The sequence below is a fragment of the Methanoculleus horonobensis genome, assembly GCF_001602375.1.
Taxonomy (GTDB): domain Archaea; phylum Halobacteriota; class Methanomicrobia; order Methanomicrobiales; family Methanoculleaceae; genus Methanoculleus; species Methanoculleus horonobensis.
In genome coordinates, this window is sequence record NZ_BCNY01000008.1 from 166,420 (window position 1) to 186,120 (window position 19,701).

The window sequence follows — 19,701 nt, forward strand, 5'->3', positions numbered from 1 at the left end:
ACCTATCTGGTCAGTTTTCCGGGAGACGGTTCATCTGTCAGGGAACACGAACTACAGGATCATAGTGATGTTCGAGTAGAGATACTCAAAACGTGAGGAGAGAACCATGGCAAAAAGAATGCTGAGCGAGTTCGAATCGTACGATCTCCTGAAACAGTACGGCGTACCGGTACCCGAACATGCGATCGTCAAGACCCCCGCCGAAGCAGGCAAGGCAGCAGAGAAGATCGGTTTTCCGGTCGTCATGAAGATCCACTCGCCCCAGATCGTCCACAAAAGCGATGCCGGCGGTGTTATCGTCAGTATATCCTCCAAGCAGGTTGCGGAAGAGGCATTCAACAAGATCGTCGCAAACGCCAAGGCGTACAATCCCGAAGCAGAGATCAAGGGTGTCATCGTCGAGCAGCAGGCGGCGCCGGGGCTTGAACTGATCATCGGCGGAAAGACCGATCCGGCGTTCGGGAAGGTGCTCACCTTCGGTATGGGAGGCACCCTCGTCGAGTTGATGAAGGACGTTACCCTGCGGATCCTGCCGATCACCGAGGAGACCATTCGGCAGATGGTCAGGGAGATCCACGGCTACCCGATGATCCAGGGCTACCGGGGGTCAAGGCCGAGAGACGAAGAGGCGCTCATCAAGGTCATATGGGCGATCAACTGTTTCTTCGCCGAGAACGTGCACGTCGTGGAGTTCGACATCAACCCGGTCCGGCTGTACGAGTCGGGAGCCTGCATCGTCGACGCCCGTATCTTCGTCGACGATGAGGCGGTCGAGAAGGTGGCGAAAGAGCGGCCCTTCGTGCCGATCGAGTATTACACCCCCCGGTCGATCGCGGTCATCGGGGCCTCGTCCGAACCCAAGAAGATGGGTTACGCCGTGATGCACAACCTCCTCCACTTCCCCGGACAGCTCTACCCGGTGAACAACAAACGCCCGGAGGTTCAGGGACTCAAAGCGTATCCATCCATCCTCGATATCCCGAACCCCGTCGATATGGCGGTCATCACCGTCCCGGCCAAGCACGTCCCGAGCGTCATCGAGGAGTGCGGGCAGAAAGGCGTCTCCATGGTGGTCATCATCACCGCCGGGTTCAAGGAGATGGGCGAGGGAGGAAAAGCACTCGAGGATCGGGTCATGGAGATCGCAAAGCGTTACGGCACGCGGGTCATCGGCCCGAACTGCCTCGGCCTGATCATCCCCCCCAAGGGCATCGACACCACCTACGTCCACGAGTCCCCGAAACCCGGCAACATCGCCTTCATCTCCCAGAGCGGGGCCATCGTCAACACGGTGGTCGATTGGAGCATCAAGCAGGACATCGGGTTCTCCGTCGTCGTCTCGGTGGGCAACCAGGCAGACCTCAACTTCATCGACTACCTCAGGTTCGTGGAGCGTGACCCGAAGACCAAAGGCATCATCCTCTACATCGAGGAGATCCAGGACGGCAAGACCTTCATGAAGGTGGTGAGCGAAGTCTCGAAGACCAAACCCGTCGTGGCGATCAAGTCCGGTTCCTCCGTGAAAGGCCAGGCAGCAGCCTCTTCTCACACGGGTTCGCTCTCGGGGTCGTACGACGTCTACATGGAAGCCTTCCGCGAGTCCGGCGTGATCCCCGTCCACACCCTCTCCGGCACCTTCCAGGTCGCGGAGATGCTGTCGAGCCCGAAGGGCTACCCCCGCGGCAAGCGGGCGGTCGTGATCACGAACGCCGGTGGATTCGCCGTACTCTCCTCCGACTACGCCGAGCGCTACGGCATCGACCTGATCACCCTCCCGCCGAAGGTCTTGAAGGAACTCAACGACTCCCTGCCCGATTTCTGGAACAAGAACAATCCGATCGACCTCCTCGGGGACGCCAACGAGAAGAGGTTCGAGCAGACGTTCAACACGCTTGTCAAGCACCAGGACTGCTGGGACATCGCCTTCGTGGTCGGGTTCCCGAACCTCGTCATCGGCTCAGAGCAGCTCGCAAACCAGATCATCCGGTTCTCCGAGAAGACCGAGAACATGATCGTCGGGACGCTGCTCGGCGGCGAGTCCATGGACCGGGGCCGCAAGGTCCTCAGGGAGAATGGGATCCCGCTCTTCGATGAACTCGACTTCACCTTCCGGGTGATGGGAAGAATCCTCTGGCAGAGATTCCGGTAACACCATCTATTCTTTTTCGTCCGTTCCGGAATACAGGAACGCCCGGTCGATACCGCCGCCCGCCACCCGCTTCCCGTCCCTTCGCCAGACCACCAGAAACGATGAGAGAACGGCAAGCGTGTAGCAGGCCCAGAAGAGCGGGATCGCCATGCCCGAGTCCGGGCCCAGAGAGACCGCCCGCACGATGCCCACGGCCATCGATACCAGGACGGCCGCGATCACGAGGAGAACCGGCCCTATCCTGACACGGGAACGGGAGGCGGGCTCCGGCACCACTTTCGGCGTCACGACGAACGGGAGCTGCTTTCCCGAGACGGCATACCAGATCGCCCGGGCATAGACGAAGGCGAGGGTGTTGAAGATCGCCTGCGAGAACGCGAGGTCGTGAAGGGAGTACTGCCGCTCGCGGATGCTGACGATGACCTGGATCGCGATCACCACGACGAGCACCACGGCAAACGTCGGGGGAACCCAGACGGGGAGGATGGGAATACCGAAGATCAGCGTGGCGACCGGGAGGAGGAAGAGCACCACGTTCACCGCACCAAGCAGGTAGATCGAGACCGTAACGAGGAATTCAACCCAGTGCACCGCGGTCATGCTCCGGGGCTGTGCCACGAGCTGCCGGAGAATCGTCCCGAGAAGCTGGGTGTTCCCGTAGGCCCAGCGGAGCTGTTGCGTGAAGTATGCGGCGAGGTTCGGTGGTGCAACGCCCTCCGCGTACACGGTATCGAGAAAGACTCCCCGGCAGCCCCGGAGGTGGAAGGTAAACGAAGTCGCGATGTCTTCGGCGATGCAGGCCTCGTCCATTCCGCCGACGGCGGCGAGATGGGTCACCCGGAAGACGCAGTTCGAGCCCGTCAGCATGGCGGTATCGTTGACCGAGAGCCCCCTGCAGACGTGCTTGTTGTAGATGTGCTGCTGATAGGAGAACGTGACGCTTATCGGGTCGTGGGGTTCCGTTCGGAAGAACTGCGGGGTCTGGATGAAGGATATAGCCGGGTCGGCCTCGAAGATAGGGATGAGGTCGGCAAGGATCTCCGGCTTCACCCTCTGGTCGGCGTCGATGACCAGGAGGTACGGTGTATCGGCGTCGAGATGCAAGAGGGCGTGATTTATCGCTCCCGCCTTGAACCCGCGCCTGTGCTCGCGGTGGATATATCGGAGACCGTACCGACGGCACATATCCTGTATCGACGCGCGTTTCCGCGCATCTGTGGAGTCGTCGAGGAGGAAGATACGGTAGTCCGGGTAGGCGATCGCCGTGCATGCCCGGACACACGACTCGACCACGTCCGGCTCCTCGTTATAGACCGGGATGAAGACCGCGACGGGAGGGGTCGGTGCACCCGGCTCCCGGAGTGCCGTGGGACGATAGGCATAGATCGACCGGAGGAGGTGATCGGCGTAGCTCACGAACTGGATCACCCCGAATGCCGTGACGGCGACGAGAAAGAGCGAGAGAACCCTCGCAAACAGGCTCCACCCGGCTCCGGTCAGTATGAGGTGCAGGTCACGGAGGAAGACGGCCGCGAGCAGCACCATCAGCGTGGCGGTAAAGAGCGAGATACGTGCTGCCGTCTTCATGAAAGATCCACCGCAATCTGGCTGGTATCGTGCAGAGACGCCCCGGTGTCGTACGGGCACCCGAAGATCGGCAACCTGGAGAACCGGATCCGGCCCGGGTGCAACGGAGAGCGCGAGGCGGTCAGGATACCATCCATCATACCGGAGTAATTAAAGGTTTCGGGCATGGCTGAACGCAGCCGCCGGACACCGGAACGGCCTTCTCCGATCTTCTCTGTTACGGCAGACTGCAGGTATCAACCCTCCCGATGACCGTTGCAGGTATGACGGGGGCGGTACCGGGTTATCGGCCGCACACGGTTTCGGAAGGCGCAGGCGAGCAGCATCTCCGGCAGACAGACAAACACCGACACTATGAAATAGATCCCTCTCCTTCTGACAGATGATTGCTATGGCTGTACAGAAGATGGCAACTGCATCGTTGAAGAAGTACGAGCTGCCGCCGCTGCCGTATGCGCCCGACGCGCTCGAGCCCCACATCTCGAAGGAGCAGCTCTCCCTGCACCACGATAAGCACCACCAGGCATACGTGACCGGAGCGAACGCCGACCTCGAGAAACTGGAGAAGGCGCGGCAGGAAGGCACTGAACTCGATATGAAGGCGCTCTTAAAGGAACTCTCGTTCAACATCGGCGGCCATGTCCTGCATGACCTCTTCTGGCCGACGATGGCCCCGGCCGGTAAGGGCGGCGGCGGAACCCCGGGCGGGGCGCTTGCAGACCGGATTGACCAGGAGTGGGGTTCCTTCGACCGGTTCAAGGCCGAGTTCACGAAGACGGCCGCGAGCGTCGAGGGCTCCGGGTGGGCGGCACTGGCGTACTGCACCATGACGGACCGTCTCATGATCATGCAGATTGAGAAGCACAACAACCATGTCTACCCGACGTTCCGCATCCTGATGGTGCTCGACGTCTGGGAGCACGCCTATTACATCGACCACCGGAACAACCGGGGCGGGTTCATCGACGCGTTCTGGAACGTTGTGAACTGGGACACGGTGAACAAACGGTTCGAGAACCTCTGAACACCACTTTTTTTCGATTCCGTGCGCCGCACCCGAGCGGCGAACCGCATCCGGCTCCAAATAGGATTCAGCAGCCTTCGGCAGCCGTTTATCCCCGAGGCGCCGGAGAGCGCCCATATCAAAACAATTAAGTAGTCATCGCAAGAGGTATCGGCGACGTCATCGGTGGGGGGAAGGAATGAGTCGATACCGCAGGCGATACACTCTTAGGTTAATCCATGCTTGCTCCCCGGGGGGAGAGGCAAACGCCGGTTCATATCTACGTAGAGCAGGGGCGATCCCCGGGACAGGCCATGCCCGGTAAGGCCATCCTCGCACCGGATCAGGAGATGATCCGGTACGCGATTACGGACGGGGCCATACATAGTCTCCTCCACGAAGAAGATCCGCGGCTCCAGAACTTCCGGCTCTGCAACGCATGCGGTTCCTGCACGCCGTACTGTCCGGCACGGATCAACGACTCCGGAGCGAACGGAGACCCGGGCTACCTTGCACGAAGGGTGACCGCGGCCCTCCAGGCAGGCAGAAGCCCCGGGCTCGATCTTGACGACTGCGTCCAGTGCTACTCCTGCGAGACCGTCTGCCCCCGCTCCGTCAGCATCGGCGGGATCATCAACGCCGTCTACGAGACGGAACGCCTGCAGCCGGTCTTTCGAAGGATGCTCCTCGACCGGGGGGGCCTTCCTCCCCGGGCATTTCTTCCGCTCTACACTGAGAGGGGCCACTTCCACAAGTTCATCGCAAAGGCGGTCCGGTACCCGTACCCGGTGGACGGCAGGGCGATCGACGAGGTCCGGCTGCTGCTGCTCCGTCCGGTCGACGCATCGGCCTTCTCGGTGCCCGGACACCGCCCGCCAAGGCGACTGCTCGCCCGGCCTGACCGGGTCTTTCACCTCAACTCCTGCTGTGCCTTCAACTATCCCGGCGCGGACCTCTCGCAGAAGATGATCCTTGCCGCCCTCGGCATCCGCTACGAGACCTCAGCCATGCAGACCTGCTGCGGAGGTGCCCCGCACTACATGGGCGGAGCAGGTTTTGCCGACCGGCTGCTCCTCACCGCAAGGAACCTCAGCGTCATCCGTGACGCGTTCGAACCCGGCGGTGAGATCGCCGTGACCGGGATATGCCCGACCTGCAGCGACTCGTATGCCGCCGCACTCGATATGCTCTCGCGGAGCCCCAACAGGGAGGTGGTGAACGCGGCACTGGCAAGGATAGGCCGAGAGGTGACCGGCCCAGAGGCGTTTGTGGTGGCAAACATCCTCGACCTCTATCCCCTCTACCTCGACGAACTCCGGCGGCTCGTCAAGAGACGGCTCACCGGGCTCGCCGTCGGGGTGCACGTCAGCTGCCACTACCGGAAGATGAACGGCACCCTTGCCGTCCCGCCGGGGCTGCTGGATCTCACGGCGGTGACGGGAGCGAGGATCACGAGAAGCGTGATGGAGCACTACTGCTGCGGCGGGGTCAAGAACCTCTTCGACCGGCACCGGAAAAGCCGCCCCCTGGAACTCTCCCGGCTGAACCGGCTCGTCCGCCAGGACTTCATGAACAACCGCCTGGACGTGATGGTCGTCGACTGTCCGGGGTGCGAGCTGGTCTACGACCACATGGGCGTGCCGGTGCTCCATATCACCGAGCTCCTGGCACTCGCAATGGGCGCCGACCCGAGGGAGACGGTCTGCATCCAGGGCCACCTGACCTCGCTTTCTCCAGCACTCGACCGGATAGGGATACTTTAGAGGAGGATGGATCCTGGTAGAGGATGCGCGATCCCCGTCACGAAGGGCGGCAGGGATCGCGGCACGGAACAACCGGGTGCGGTCTCCGGCATCGCCGCGGCCATGTTTGCGTGGCCGATCGAGACTGCAGACGGTTCGGCACCGGCCGGGCCGCCACCGCAAATCACTTATCACCGGCGATATGATTTTTTATATATTCTTTGCTAGATAAAAACATCAGGGGGGCAAGATACCAGTATGCATAGAGCGGATTCGATATCTACCATATCATATGATGCGTTTCGGATTCTCGACGAGCCCGGCGCAGGTATTCTCGTGCTCGATCGGGAGATGCAGGTCTTCTGGGCAAATGCATTTGCCATAGATCTCCTCTGTGCAAGCGAAGAGGAGATCCTCGGATTCGATGCCCGCCGGATCCTCGACGCACATCTAACGCCACTCCTGCAGGAGAGGGACGCTGCCAGGAGACTCCTCGCCACGATGAACAACGGAACCGAGATGTCCGGTCTCGATCTCTCGGTGCAGGATCCGCAGGGGGAAGAACGGCAGATCGTCTACTCCAGTCGGAAGATCGAGCGGGGAGCGTTCGAGGGGATGTGGGTGCTCTGCATGCGGGAGGTCACCGAGAGGAGACCGGCAAGCGAAGGGCTGCTCTCCACGAACAGACAACTCCAGGTCTTAAACCAGATCATGGGAGTATCCGCGTCGTCCCTCTCGCTCGACGAACTGCTTGAAGCGTCGCTCTCAAAGACCCTCGATCTCCTCGGGTTCGATCTGGGGCTGACGTACCTCCTGAACCCGGAGCGGACAATGGCGCTCACGCGCTACCACCGCGGCGTCCCGGAGAACTACCTCGCCCGGAACAGGACAATAAAAGTGCATCACTGGCCCTGGAACTTTGTCTTCGTTGCCGGACAGTCGCGCTACCTCGAACTTCAGGGCGAGGGGGGCACGATCGAGGACGAGATCCTCGCTTCGCTCGGGGTCTCCACCCTCGCCTGCATCCCGATCCTTGCGGAATCGGTCGTGGTCGGCGCGCTCTTCCTCGGGAGCAGGAAGGTCGAGGGGTTCCTGGACGAGGAGCGCCGCCTCCTCGAGGCGATCGGGCAGGAGATCGGTTCGGGCGTCCTGCGGAGCATGCTCCACAAGCGGCTGGAGGCGGCCCACCGCGAGACGAACCTCTATCTGGACGTCATGACCCACGACATCAAGAACGCTGAGAACGTCGCGAACCTCTACTGCGACCTCCTGCTCGAGATGCTGGAGGGCGACGCCGCCCAGTATGCACGAAGGCTCAAGGGAAGTATCCGCACGAGCAGCGGCATCCTCCAGAACGTCGCGAACATCCGCCGGATACACCAGGAACCGCCCGACCTGAGACCGATCCATCTCGGTCGCGTGATCAGGGCGCAGATCGAGCGCACCCCGGAAGCAGCCATCTCTTTTGACGGCACCACGGCGGAGGTCTGGGCCGACGATCTGCTCCCCGAGGTCTTTACGAATCTCATCGGCAACGCCGTGAAGCACGGCGGGCCGGACGCCAGGATCGCGATTCGCGTGGAGGACTGCCTCGAGGAGGATCACGCGGTGGTGGTAACCGTGGAGGACACCGGTCCCGGCATCCCCGACGAGATGAAGGAGAGGATCTTCGACCGGTTCAGACAGGGCAGGAACCAGGGATGCGGGGAAGGGCTCGGCCTCTACATCGTCGGGATGCTGCTCGAGCGCTACGGCGGCCGGATCTGGGTCGAGGACAGGGTGGAAGGCAGGCCCGACCTCGGAGCGTCGCTTCGGTTCACGCTGCGCGAAGTGGTGCACGACGGGGACGACGGGTATGAGGAGTGAGACCCCTCACGCCGCCGTCGGCGCAGCCTGCCTGATCTGGAGGCCTGCCGAGTACCGGCGCGCCCAGGCATACCCGAGCGCCGCGCCGATCGCGTTCCCTGCGGCAACCCCCCACCAGATGCCGGAGAGGCCGAGACCGAGACCGGCTGCAAATATCCAGGCGAAGAGGATGGATAGAACGACGTTCTGCAGGATCGTGATCGTGAGAGAGCGTGTGCCAAGGCCCGTCCCCTGGAAGAACGACGCCGAGAAGAGACCGAACCCGACCATGGGGTAGACGAGGCTCATCACCCGGAGGTAGGTCGTCAGCTCGGGAGCAATCCCGGCGGCCTCGCCCACCGTGAAGAATGCGGCTATCCCGGGGGCAAAGACGAACGTGGCCGCGGCAAGCCCGATACCGATCCCGAGACCGAGCCGTGCGGCGAACCGGAGTGCGGTCTCCATCCGCGCGTACGCCCGTGCCCCGTAGGTGGCGCCGGTGACCGCGACCACCGCCGACGATATGGCGAGGATCGGCGTCAGACCGATGCTCACGACGCGCCACCCGACCGAGTATACGGCGACGCCGTCGGTGCTCGCTATGAGGACGATGACGCCGTTTAAGATCAGGGCCATCAGGGCGAGTGCCAGTTGCTCGGCTGCGGCGGGGAGACCGACCTGCAGGACGTTCCGTACGACTGCAGTGTCCGGACGGAACTTCCGGAAGCAGAGAGCGATGTAGGTGTCTCTCTTCACGAAGAGCCAGTAGGCCATCGGGACGGCAGCAATAACCTCCGCGAGGATGGTTGCCCAGGCTGCGCCGGCGATCCCCATATCGAGCCCGTAGATCAGGATCGGATCGAGGATGATGTTCGCCACGGCTCCCGCCGCCATGGCGTACATCGTCCGCTTTGCATCTCCTTCGCCGTGCATGAGCGCGTAGGCGACCTCGCCGAAGAGGAGAGCGAACGTCCCCAAAAAGAGGATCCGTGCGTATTCCGTGGCGAGACCGACGGCGTCGCCCGCTCCCATGAGGACGAAGATGTCCTGGGCAAAGAGGAAGAGCGGGATGGTGACGACGACGGCGAGCACGGTCATCAGGAGGATGGTGTGCATCGCAACGCTGCTCGCGCCGGCCCTGTCGCGAGCACCGATCGTGCGTGCGAGCGCCGCTTCTCCGCCGGTGCCAAGGCCGCTGGCTAATCCGATGGTTATGATGAAGAGCGGGAATGAGAACCCGACGGCGGCAAGAGCGTCTGCACCGAGACCCGAGACCCAGAACGCGTCGACGACGTTGTAGAGGGTCATGAGGGTCATCGCGACCATCATCGGCAGTGAGAGCCGGAGGATCGCGGTCTTCGGATCGGCGAGGAGTATCTTTGTTCCTTCTGTTTCTTTCTGGTTACTACTTGAGGGTGTATCGTCTTCTGAGTCGCTTGTCGGCATACATATCGCCTGCTGGCGTGCCCACGCCGCGGGCTTCCGAATCAATCGGGAACCTTTTCGAAGGCGGGTGGAACATCGTGCCTGGATGTGGATTCTGATTGCCGAATGCGCCAGCGAAACGTGACGGAAAAGAGAGCGGCCGATTAATAGCCGCCCCAGTTCTGCGATTTCCTGACGGTATAGGGCAATACAAGACAAATATGGGCGCGGATCAGTTGATATACCTTCGCACCCGGCGGATCGAAGCGGGCTGTCGGACGTCCTGTTTCGGCGGCTGCGACCCCGGTTCGAGGGGTGTCCGGGCAGACGAACGCCGCGGGATCTTCAGGAGAGAAGATCAGCAGGCAGGCAACCCCACGGCCGTCACCCCACGCTTCTTCACGGCACGGTCGTAGATGGGACAGGGGGTGGCGGCTTGAGGAGTTTCGCTGCGGAGGCAACTCCTTTCAGCCCCTCCTTGAGGAAGAGAATCCCGAAGACCGATTCGACCAGCGTCCCCTTGGTGTGGTTGATCTTCCGTGCGCTCCTCGAGGTGTCCGCATCGAAGTGGATCCGGTGCTCATACAGTCTCCAGCGGTCGCAGAGCCGCGCGAGGTTCGAGTTCCGGTCGTATGCCTTCCGGTTCCGGGTCAGGACTCCTGCTTTCGCGACGTCGGGATCCCAGATCGCCGGGAGGAGACCGATCTTTAGAGCGGCGTCACCGATCCACGCGAGCGCCCCCGCCACTTCGTGGAGCCCCGCGAGTTCCCGCAGTTTCGCATCGGTGAGGGTACACCAGTTGTTGCCCCGAGCATGCTCCGCTATCTCGTCGAAGAGGTTACGGGTGCTCGGTCGGAACATGGCGATGACGAACTGCTCGCGATCCCCGAGCGAGTAGCCGATCTCCGCCTCGACCTCCGGCTGTATCGTCCCCGAGATCACGGCTGCCTTCGTAAGAACGGTCTCGATCTCCCGGACCCAGCGCCGGAACTTCACGGCGTCTCCCGTGGAGAGTTCCGGAGCCTCCCGCACCAGGTCGTCCCTGAGCGTTGTGAGACCGCCCTCGATCCCCGGCAGGTTCCATGTAAGCCAGCGGTGCATCCCACTGCCCGTTACCCCCGCGGGGCATGAGCCTTTCGGAGGCCACCGTAGATGATGACGTCTGCGATGCCGCGGCCTCCGAGGAGGCCCATCGTCCGCTCGAGGAGGAAGTCGGAGCCGAGAACCCGGTCGGCCATCCTCTTCGTCCTTGCGGCGGCGAGGAGTTCCCGGCCTATCGCCGAGCGCCACTGGTGCTCGTAGGCCGCGAGGGGCTCGCCGCGGAGCAGGTGGTCTGCCGCCGCAAGCCCGGCAAGCCGCCCGCAGATCATCGCGGGCGCGATCCCTCCGCCGTTGGACGCGACGACGTGGCCCGCGGCGTCGCCGACGGCAAGGACATTTCCGCGGACCGTCTCCCTTATCGGGCCGGAGACGGGGACGAACCCGGCCTGGACGTCGCGTGCGGAGAACCCGTTGCTCGCCAGGAACGCCCTCAGGAGAACCGGAACCGGGATGCCTCTCTTCTGGACGCCGAGCCCGACGTTTGCGCACCCCCGTTTCGGGAAGACCCACGCATACCCTCCCGGGGCGATGTGGTTCCCGAAGAAGAACTTCAGGCGGTCGCCGAACTCCCCGTCGACCCGGCAGGCTATGGCGGGGGCGAGGACAGCGCTCCGCTCCATCCCGGCCGAGCGGCATACGCGGGAGAGCGGGCCGTCCGCGGCGACGACGACCCGGGCCTCGATATCGCCCCGGCTGGTCGTGACCCGGCCGCCTTCCCGGCCGATGAACGCTGTATCCAGCAGGAGCACGGCACCCTCACGAACGGCCGCATCCGCGAGGTGCCGGTCGAACGCGTCCCGGTCAACGGTGTAGCCGGGGAGCTCGAACCCGTACTCCCGGCCGCCGGGGGAGACGGCGACGGCCTCCCGGATCTCCCGCCGGATCAGCCCGGCATCGATGGGGAAGAGCTCGTCGAGCCCGGGGGCGTTCGGGAGCGCACTCGCGAGAACCTCCGGTGACGCGTTGAACTCCCCGCAGCAGACGGGGACGCCGGGCTCCTTGCGCTTATCGATCAGGATGACGTCGAGTCCCGCTTCTGCCGCGTAGCGTGCGGCGGTGCTGCCTGCGGGGCCCGCACCGACGACGATGACGTCGCACCGGTTTTGCATCGGTGCTCTCGTAAGGAAGGATAGGGTATAAAAGAGTGGGAAGTTACTCCGCGCTTCACTTTCGCAGCCGCGCAATCCTCTCCGCCACGCGCCGTCTCGCCTCCTCTGTCTCTGCGACGTCGCGGCGGATCGCAACCTCCAGGATATCGCCCTCCCGGGCGCCGGAGGGGAGGAGGGAACGGGGGAGCGTGAGCCGGACCGATTCATCCGCGCGGATGAGGAGGACGGCGAGGCCCTCCTCGACGCGATCGAGGCTCACCCGGAAGGCCGACTCATCTTCCGCCATCATCACCGCTCCATGGTGCTGACGACGGTGCCGTTCGCGTCGGCAAGCGTGGCGAGGTCGCCGTCGTTGTTCCAGACCGCACTCCCCCGGCCCCAGTAGAGGTCGGTCGCGGTGTCGTTGCCCGCCCCGGAGTGGACGGTGACGTTTGCGCCCGGATCGAGCGCGAAGACCGGGAAGGTGTAGGTGTTGCGCGTCCCTTCGTCGGTGATCGTCCAGCCGGTGAGGTTGACCCCCGTCTCATCCGCGTTCGCGACGGCGATCCACTCCTCCTGGAGGTCGAGACCGGCGATGTAGACGCCGGATACGGGGGCTGGCGTCGTCGTCGCCGTCGGGGTCGCCGTTGCGGCCGCGGTCGTTGCCCCGGCCGTCACGGTGGCGGCAGGTGCCCCGCCGGCGGCAACGGTGAGCGCCGTTCCGTCGGTGGCGACGATGACGGTGCCGTCAAGGTCGGTCCGGTAGATGCGCGAACCGGTCGCCTCGAGGCGTGCGACCGCCTCCTCGTGGGGGTGACCGTAACTGTTCCCCTCGCCGACCTCGATGACGCTGATCGCGGGGCTGACCGCGGAGAGGAACTCCGCCGAGGACGCTTCGCGGCTCGCGTGGTGGCCGACCTTCAGGACGTCGGCGTTAAGGTCGAGGCCGGCCACCGCCATGCTCTCCTCTGCCGGGGTTCCGGCATCGCCCGTGAAGAGGTAGGCGATCTCGCCATACGTCATCTTCAGGACGACGCAGTCCTCATTTATGTCGCCGAGCGGCTGCGGGGTCGGGTTCAGTATCAGGATCTCGAGGTCGGGATCGAGGGCAATCGTCTGCCCGCGCTCCGCCGCGGTGTAGGGTATCCCCTTATCCTCGACCAGGGCGAGCAGGTTCTCGTAGGTCGCGGTCGGGTGCGGCTGCGCAGCGTCGACGAGGCGGCCGACCGGGTAGGCGGAGATGACGTCGGCAAGGCCGCCGATGTGGTCGGAGTGTGCATGGGTTGCCACGACCACGTCGAGTTTCTCGACGTTTCTCTCCTCAAGGTATGCGATGACGCGCTCCCCCATCCCACGTTCGCCAGCATCGATGAGCATGGTCTTGTCGCGGAACTCAATCAGGATCGAATCGCCCTGCCCGACGTCGATGAAGTGGACGACGAGATCGCCGGAGAGATCGGAGCCGATCTCCGGCTGTCCGGAAGGGTTGGAACAGCCTGCGGTGAAAAGGCAGGCGACGGTGCATGCACAGAGTGCTATGCAGATCAGGTATCGTGCAGGTATGGACGACATTGTTCTCTACACAAGTAGAGGATGCCGGGCTATAAGTCTACTGAGGTCGGGCATCGGCACCGTATCCGGCGTTGTGGGCATGCATCCGATCTGTCGGCCGAAGGGAGAGAACGGGGGATCGTGGAAGCGCGCAGGAATAGAAAGGATGATATGCGTCGACCGGCACTCCTTAACTGTAAGAAAATGAACGAACTATCTCCTCTCGAGATCTATAACGAGTTCCACGACGACATTCAGGCGATCTTCCGGTCGAGACTGCTGACGCAGGTGATGATCGCCCTCGGCAGCGGGAGCAAACCGCTCTCGATCCTCCGCGATATCACGGGAAGTTCGTCGCAGGCCCTCATCCCGAAGATCCGGCAGCTCGAAGCCCTGCATTACGTCGAATCGGTGCGGGGCGACTATGCACTCACCGCCATGGGGAGGATTGTCGAACCGAAGATCGAGCGGGTGGTCATGGTGATGGGGATACTCCAGCGTCATCGGGACTTCTGGATCGAACACGACATCGAGGGCATACCACCCGAATTTCTGAGAGAGATACAACACCTGTACAATTCAAAGGTGGTAAAAGACGTTGAAGAGGACATCTTCGTTGTGTATGCAGCCTTTCTGACTATACTCAAGGAAGCGTCATGGATTCATGGCGTATCATCAATTATGAGCCAGGTCCTTGCAAACGCGATTAAAGAGGCAGTTCTGGACGGCAGGACGGTTGAACTCATCGTCTCCCAGAAACTCGCTCAGACATTGACCGCCGAGCCGTATGATGCGGTGCTGGGGTCCCTGAAAGGGCATACCAATTTCAGTATCTATGTCTCCTCCTCGCCGGTCAAATTGGGGATGACAGTGACCGACCGATACCTGTCATTAGGCCTATACGGGCATGATACCGGCACCTACGACGCTGCTACGGATCTCATCAGCACCGACGCTGCAGCGATCTCCTGGGGCGAGAGACTCTTCCAGCACTATAAAGCAGACGCCAAACCACTAAAACTGCCCCGATAACCTCTTTTTCCAGGATCCAATTCCCTGGTGCCCGATACGACAGCAGGCACGTCGGTCCACGGCACCCGGATATACCATCATTCCGAGTTCAGACAATCTTCTATTCATTTTTGTCGAGTGGAACAGAAAGAGGAGCAAATGCATCGCTCCGGTCTGCTCAACCTTTTGCCGAAATGCCGTCTTTAAATACTAGAATGCATCGAAGTGATGAATCTTCGTCGGAGTAATAAATATTCACCGGTTCTCTGAAAACCACTCCATGTTCGGATTTGTAAATAATACCAACCGGATTCAACCAACCCGACAGATCGTCATTCAACTTTTTGTGTACAGTTCCCTGTGCCTCTCGATTACAGGGGCGGCGATGGTGTACATCTCGTGTTTCCTGCAAGGCCTGCCCTTCGACCCGGCTGCCGCGGCAATACTGATGCTTATCGTATTCGCCGTCTACAACCTCAACCGCAAGACCGACGAAGACGAAGATCTCATAAATCACACGGAGCGGTACGCATTCACGAAGAAATACGAATCCATCCTGTTTCGCTCTGCGATCGGCGCCTACATCGTCGCCATCTGCCATTCCGCTCTCCAGGGGGTCGACAGCTTGCTGGTAACAGCTGCTCCCCTGATCGCCGGGATCGTCTACAGTGTACCGCTTTTCCCTGCCTGGTTTGGGTTCCGGCGATTAAAAGAGGTCCCGGTCATGAAGAGTCTTATCGTGGCGTTCTCCTGGACCATTCCCACGGTCCTCCTGCCGGTCTGCCATGCCGGCCTTTCCGCGAACGCCGCCACCGGCATCGTCGGGGTCTTCTTTTTTTCCCAGGTATTCACTAATACGGTTGTCTTCGATCTGCGTGATGTGGAGGGGGACGCCGCATCGGGGGTCAGGACGATCCCGACGGTTCTCGGCATCGGGAAGACGCTTCTTCTCCTCACGGGGATGAACCTGACTGTCGGAGCCGCACTGGTGGTCGCCGGTGGAGCCCTGTCGGGTCTCGGTGTAGCGTTGCTGCTGGCTGCAGGCATGGTCTACGCCCAGGGCTACCTCCTGTGCTTCCGGCGGTTCGGGAAAGAGAAACTCTTCTTCGAACTGTTTACCGATGGAGAGTTCATCCTGCTGGCCGTCATCCTCTACCTGCTCATCATCGCAGTACCCTATCTCCCGACATGAGCAGCCCCGAAGATTCAGTGAAGGGGTGAAGATTCATCGACACAATAAATGTCTGGCTGCCGGAGAGCATCTTAGAGTACGACATGAGATCATCCGGCGACAGCGATCTGCTGAAGAGTAACCCCGATGCTCAATCCCCCGATGCCGAACGAGGGCTGCATACGTTGCACGATCCAGAGACGGGAGGTCTCCAACTGCAGACAGGGGGGAAACCGCAACGGTGGGGATGCACTTCATGCATGTATTACGATCCCGGGTGCGCCTACTGCACCTACATCCAGGCTCCCGTGGACGTACTGTTCGTCTGTCCGCAGGTTCTCGACAGGCGCAAGAGGCCCCCCGGGCCTGCACGGTAAGGCTACGCCGCTCATCCAGCAAGCATCTCCGGAGGCCGTCCCGGCAGAATCCATGCGGCCTTGCACCCTTTTCGCCGCAACACCACAAGGGCGGCATTCACCAGCGTGACGGTGATTGGAAGGAAGAGGGACCGGTGATCCCCAACGCTTTTCTGGTTGCCCGCCATGGCATGTCCTGACCGCCATGCCGGGTGCAGACTACATCTACCCGAACGTCACGGAGGTGAGCCAGCGGGGCGGGCTCCTCGAGCGCTGGCGCCTCGCCGAGCCGCTCGGGTGCGCGTACATCGAGGTCCCCGCCGACTTCATCAAGAACAAGACGGAGGTGGAACGGACGGGGCAGGAGATCGGATCGATGCTTAATCGGTCGTCCGTCGAACTCCTTTACGGGCAGGATACGATCCTCCCCGGCACCCTCAGATACCTCCTGCACACCGAACCGGCCATCCCCAGGAGAGACCGGCACGGCAGGCAGGTGACGGCAAACCTGCGGTGGCGCGATCCCGGCTGGGTCGCCGATTTCGGGGATATGCTCCTTGAGATCGAGGACGTTCTGGGTATCCCTCCGGAGATCATCGAGATCCACCCCGGCGACCGGAGGAACACCCACGCCGATATCGTCACGGGGATGCACACCCTGATCACCGCTCACTGGAACGCTTTCGGGGCGGAGCCAATGGTGCTGCTCGAACACCATACCGACCAGGGCATCTCCACGGGGGGCCAGATGCGGTCGTTCTGGGCGACACTCAAGGAGATCCATCCCGAGATCGCCGGACTGGCCGGGATAGCGCTCGATCCCTGGCACCTCCACGCCGCAACGAGAGAGGAGTTCCCCGTATCACTTGGCGAGGTTCCGCTCGATGCCCTGCAGGCGTTTCATATCCATAGCGACCTTCGCCCTCCGTCGCTGGACGACAGGGTGCCCTGGCCGCAGGTCTTTGCAACGATCGGCAGTCTCTCAAAGACACCCCGCATCAAACCCGTGGTCTACCAGAAGAGCAGGGTTCCCGGAGCGATCGCCTTCTGCGAGGAGATGCTCGCGTCGCGGCGAGCTGCGTACGCAGCGCCGCCTGCGTGACGGTCCGGCCCGGTTCCGATCCTCGCCAACATTCATAACCTCAACATGCCACAGGGTCTCGCATGAGATCGATAGCCGCGCCTGATTTCCCCCCCGAACTCGAGTGGCTCAACATCGACCGCCCCCTCTCCGTCCGCGATCTCTCGGGCAGGGTAGTGCTGCTCTCGTTTGCGACGTTCACCTGTTCGAACTGCATGCGGTTGGCGCCGGATCTCCGGCGGCTCGAGGAGAGGTATCCCGGACTGGTGGTCATCGAGGTTCATTATCCCGGGTTTGAATCCGCCGCGGTCGGCGGAAACTTCCGGGAGGCCGTGCGCCGTGCCGGGCTGGAGCACCCCGTCGCCATCGACCGCGAACGCCGGCTCTGGCAGGCCTTCGGGATCCGGGACTGGCCGACCTTCGTCCTCATCGACCCGGGAGGCAACGTGGTCGGGAAGACCGCCGCCGAAGGGCTCTACGGGAGGATTAACCCGAAGATCGACCGGATGACGGCGGAGTTCGAGGAGCGAGGCCAGCTTGAGCGCGGACGGCTCTCGTCAGGAGCCGTTCTTGAGACGGCACGGGAGACGAGCCTGTATCGTCCCGGCAGGATGGCTGCGGACAGCGTCGGGATGCGCCTCTTCATAAGCGATACCGGCCATCACCGGATCGTCGTCACCGATCGGGATGGAAAGATCCTGGAGACGATCGGCTCCGGGGCTGCCGGGAACACCGACGGAACGTTCGATGAAGCCGCATTTTACCTGCCGGAGGGTCTTACATTCGACGAAGAGGAGGGCATCCTCTACGTTGCGGATACCGGGAACCACACGATCCGCCGGATCTCCTGGACCGAGCGGGAGGTCGTGACGACCGCCGGGACGGGGCTTACCGCCCCGTCGTCTGGAGGGGCGGGCACTGAGACCGCGCTGAATGCGCCGCGGGATCTCGCGCTGCTCGGCGGCTACCTCTACATCGCGATGGCAGGGGCAAACCAGATCTGGCGAATGAGTCTCGCCAGCCATGAGGTGGAGCCGTATGCCGGGTCGGGCCGGGAGGGGCTGGCCGACGGGCCGCTCGAGAAGGCCGTCTTTTCCGGGCCTGCCGGCATCGCCACCGACGGCGAGGCGCTCTACATCGCCGACAGCGGGGCTTCGGCAATCCGCCGTATCAAGCGGGGGATGGTCGAGACCCGTATCGGGCACTCCCCTGACGACTTCGGCGATCTCGACACCATCGCCCGGATGGCACGCATCCACCGGCCGACGGGCATCGCCTACAGGGACGGGTCGCTCTACATCGCCGATACCGGCAACCACAAGATCAAGCAGTTCGACCTGGAGACCGGGTGGGTGCTCACCCGGGCAGGAGACGGCGATCGCGGCTACCGCGACGGGCTCTCGGGGGACGCAAGGTTGAACGAGCCGGGCGGTCTCGTCGATCTCGGGGGACTCTGGTATATCGCCGATACCGGCAACCATATCGTCAGGGTCTACGATCCCGCCCGGCACGTCGTCTCGACCCTGACGCTCTGGAAATAGGCGTTCCAGGAGCAGTACTTTATGTAGGGGCAACGAGAGAGGAGGGGCGGAGCATCCTGTCTCCAGGGGGAACCATGCGACCGAATTACGCACTCTGCATAACCGCTCTGGTGATCGGGGCGGCGGTTCTTATCTGCGGCTGCACGGGCCTACCGGGAGACGGCGACCGGAACCGGACAGACGAGACGCCGGTCGCCGAGAGGCTGACGGCCGATCAGGTGCTGGTTCGGGACGGCAACTACTCTCTGTTCATCCAGGCGCTCGATACTGCCGGACTCAGGGGGACGCTCGCCGGGCCGGGGCCCTATACCATCTTTGCTCCGACGGATGAGGCATTCGGCCGGCTTTCGGAGACCACGATAGAAGAACTCTTCGATGATCCGAAGGGCAACCTCGCGGAGACCCTGCTCTATCACATGGCCCCGGGGAGTCATACGGCAGCCGAGATCGCCGCAAACGAGACAGTTCCAACCGTCCAGGGCAACTCGATCGCCGTCGACGCCGCCGGCGAGAATGTAACGGTGGACGGCGCACGGGTGATCCGGGCGGATATTTTAGCCGCGAACGGCGTCATCCATGCCATCGATGCGGTCATGATCCCCCCGGACGTCATCCTGCAACCGGAGAACGCAACGACGGAGAATACTACAGTATAATTCAGGATTGTATTTGAATCAGAAGAGAGAGTCAGGACTGGAGGGTTTCAAACACACTACATTGCAAAGAGAGCGGACGCTCGGATAACGAGTCGTCAGAAGAACAGTTCTTCAATGGAAGGGAGGTAATAGCAGCGAGTTGCGCTTCCCGAGGGCTCGCGCACCTCAGTACCACACATCACGTGAGAGGGCTTAACTTCTGGGTTCGGAATGGGTCCAGGTGTTTCCCCTCTGCTATGGCCGCTATTACCATAGGTGCGTACTCTAGATTTCGTCTGAGCTCAGCGGAAGACATCGGACGTTAGTATCCGCGGACTGAACACGTCGTTGCCTTCGTGCTTACATCCCGGACCTATCAATCGGGTCTTTTACCCGTGTCCTCAGCGGAGTCTCT

General features: G+C 62.2%; 16 protein-coding genes and 2 rRNA genes. 10 read left to right on the forward strand and 8 right to left on the reverse strand.

What is annotated here, in order from left to right:
- The first annotated feature begins 106 nt into the window (after positions 1-106).
- A complete protein-coding gene (locus MCUHO_RS01995) occupies positions 107-2,149 on the forward strand; it encodes an acetate--CoA ligase family protein (protein WP_067072789.1) in 2,043 nt (680 codons plus the stop codon).
- 6 nt (positions 2,150-2,155) lie between these two features.
- On the opposite strand, the gene MCUHO_RS02000 is transcribed toward MCUHO_RS01995, so the two are convergent.
- Entirely contained in the window at positions 2,156-3,736 is a 1,581-nt protein-coding gene (locus MCUHO_RS02000) for a glycosyltransferase family 2 protein (protein ID WP_067072791.1), read from the reverse strand.
- Between the two features lie 382 nt (positions 3,737-4,118).
- Between MCUHO_RS02000 and MCUHO_RS02005 the strand changes: the two genes are divergently transcribed.
- The 3 genes from MCUHO_RS02005 to MCUHO_RS02015 all read left to right on the forward strand — a co-directional run bounded on the left by MCUHO_RS02005 (position 4,119) and on the right by MCUHO_RS02015 (position 8,347).
- Entirely contained in the window at positions 4,119-4,760 is a 642-nt protein-coding gene (locus MCUHO_RS02005) for a superoxide dismutase (RefSeq protein WP_235808129.1), read from the forward strand.
- Positions 4,761-5,053: 293 nt separating this feature from the next.
- Positions 5,054-6,502, forward strand: a complete 1,449-nt coding sequence (locus tag MCUHO_RS02010; protein ID WP_067072793.1) for a heterodisulfide reductase-related iron-sulfur binding cluster — start codon at positions 5,054-5,056, stop codon at positions 6,500-6,502.
- A 315-nt stretch (positions 6,503-6,817) separates the two neighbouring features.
- Complete coding sequence (locus tag MCUHO_RS02015; protein ID WP_067072795.1) at positions 6,818-8,347, forward strand: sensor histidine kinase; 1,530 nt, start codon at positions 6,818-6,820, stop codon at positions 8,345-8,347.
- Positions 8,348-8,353: 6 nt separating this feature from the next.
- On the opposite strand, the gene MCUHO_RS02020 is transcribed toward MCUHO_RS02015, so the two are convergent.
- On the reverse strand, positions 8,354-9,772 hold the full coding sequence (locus tag MCUHO_RS02020) for an MATE family efflux transporter (RefSeq protein ID WP_067072797.1): 1,419 nt from the start codon (positions 9,770-9,772) through the stop codon (positions 8,354-8,356).
- A 215-nt stretch (positions 9,773-9,987) separates the two neighbouring features.
- Here MCUHO_RS02020 and MCUHO_RS02025 point away from each other — a divergent pair, with 215 nt between their 5' ends.
- Positions 9,988-10,167, forward strand: a complete 180-nt coding sequence (locus MCUHO_RS02025; RefSeq protein WP_153019978.1) for a hypothetical protein — start codon at positions 9,988-9,990, stop codon at positions 10,165-10,167.
- Here MCUHO_RS02025 and MCUHO_RS02030 read toward each other — a convergent pair.
- From MCUHO_RS02030 to MCUHO_RS02045, 4 genes are read right to left on the reverse strand one after another with little or no spacing between them, the layout of a single operon-like run.
- A complete protein-coding gene (locus tag MCUHO_RS02030; RefSeq protein ID WP_067072802.1) occupies positions 10,151-10,852 on the reverse strand; it encodes a ribonuclease III domain-containing protein in 702 nt (233 codons plus the stop codon). The two genes, MCUHO_RS02025 and MCUHO_RS02030, sit on opposite strands and share 17 nt — an antisense overlap.
- 11 nt (positions 10,853-10,863) lie before the next feature.
- Complete coding sequence (locus MCUHO_RS02035) at positions 10,864-11,961, reverse strand: geranylgeranyl reductase family protein (RefSeq protein ID WP_067072804.1); 1,098 nt, start codon at positions 11,959-11,961, stop codon at positions 10,864-10,866.
- A gap of 55 nt (positions 11,962-12,016) precedes the next feature.
- Positions 12,017-12,250, reverse strand: a complete 234-nt coding sequence (locus tag MCUHO_RS02040; protein WP_067072806.1) for a DUF3006 domain-containing protein — start codon at positions 12,248-12,250, stop codon at positions 12,017-12,019.
- A complete protein-coding gene (locus MCUHO_RS02045; protein WP_067072808.1) occupies positions 12,250-13,512 on the reverse strand; it encodes an MBL fold metallo-hydrolase in 1,263 nt (420 codons plus the stop codon). The genes MCUHO_RS02040 and MCUHO_RS02045 overlap by 1 nt, the downstream gene beginning before the upstream one ends.
- 183 nt (positions 13,513-13,695) lie before the next feature.
- On the opposite strand from MCUHO_RS02045, the gene MCUHO_RS02050 reads away from it, so the two are divergent.
- From MCUHO_RS02050 to MCUHO_RS02070, 5 genes are all read left to right on the forward strand, one after another.
- Positions 13,696-14,523: a helix-turn-helix transcriptional regulator gene (locus MCUHO_RS02050; RefSeq protein ID WP_161485864.1), complete on the forward strand. Its 828-nt coding sequence runs from the start codon at positions 13,696-13,698 to the stop codon at positions 14,521-14,523.
- Positions 14,524-14,887: 364 nt separating this feature from the next.
- Complete coding sequence (locus tag MCUHO_RS02055; protein WP_067072819.1) at positions 14,888-15,694, forward strand: UbiA family prenyltransferase; 807 nt, start codon at positions 14,888-14,890, stop codon at positions 15,692-15,694.
- A 540-nt stretch (positions 15,695-16,234) separates the two neighbouring features.
- Positions 16,235-17,131, forward strand: a complete 897-nt coding sequence (locus tag MCUHO_RS02060; protein WP_067072821.1) for a hypothetical protein — start codon at positions 16,235-16,237, stop codon at positions 17,129-17,131.
- A 62-nt stretch (positions 17,132-17,193) separates the two neighbouring features.
- Positions 17,194-18,651 (forward strand): thioredoxin-like domain-containing protein, encoded by a 1,458-nt coding sequence (locus MCUHO_RS02065; RefSeq protein WP_067072823.1) that lies wholly within the window; start codon positions 17,194-17,196, stop codon positions 18,649-18,651.
- Between the two features lie 74 nt (positions 18,652-18,725).
- Positions 18,726-19,307, forward strand: coding sequence for a fasciclin domain-containing protein (locus tag MCUHO_RS02070; RefSeq protein ID WP_067072825.1), 582 nt, complete (start codon positions 18,726-18,728; stop codon positions 19,305-19,307).
- A gap of 126 nt (positions 19,308-19,433) precedes the next feature.
- On the opposite strand, the gene rrf is transcribed toward MCUHO_RS02070, so the two are convergent.
- Both rrf and MCUHO_RS12895 read right to left on the reverse strand, forming a co-directional pair.
- A 5S ribosomal RNA gene (gene rrf / locus MCUHO_RS02075) occupies positions 19,434-19,555 on the reverse strand.
- A gap of 34 nt (positions 19,556-19,589) precedes the next feature.
- Positions 19,590-19,701: ribosomal RNA gene (locus tag MCUHO_RS12895) — 23S ribosomal RNA — on the reverse strand; the annotation flags it as partial.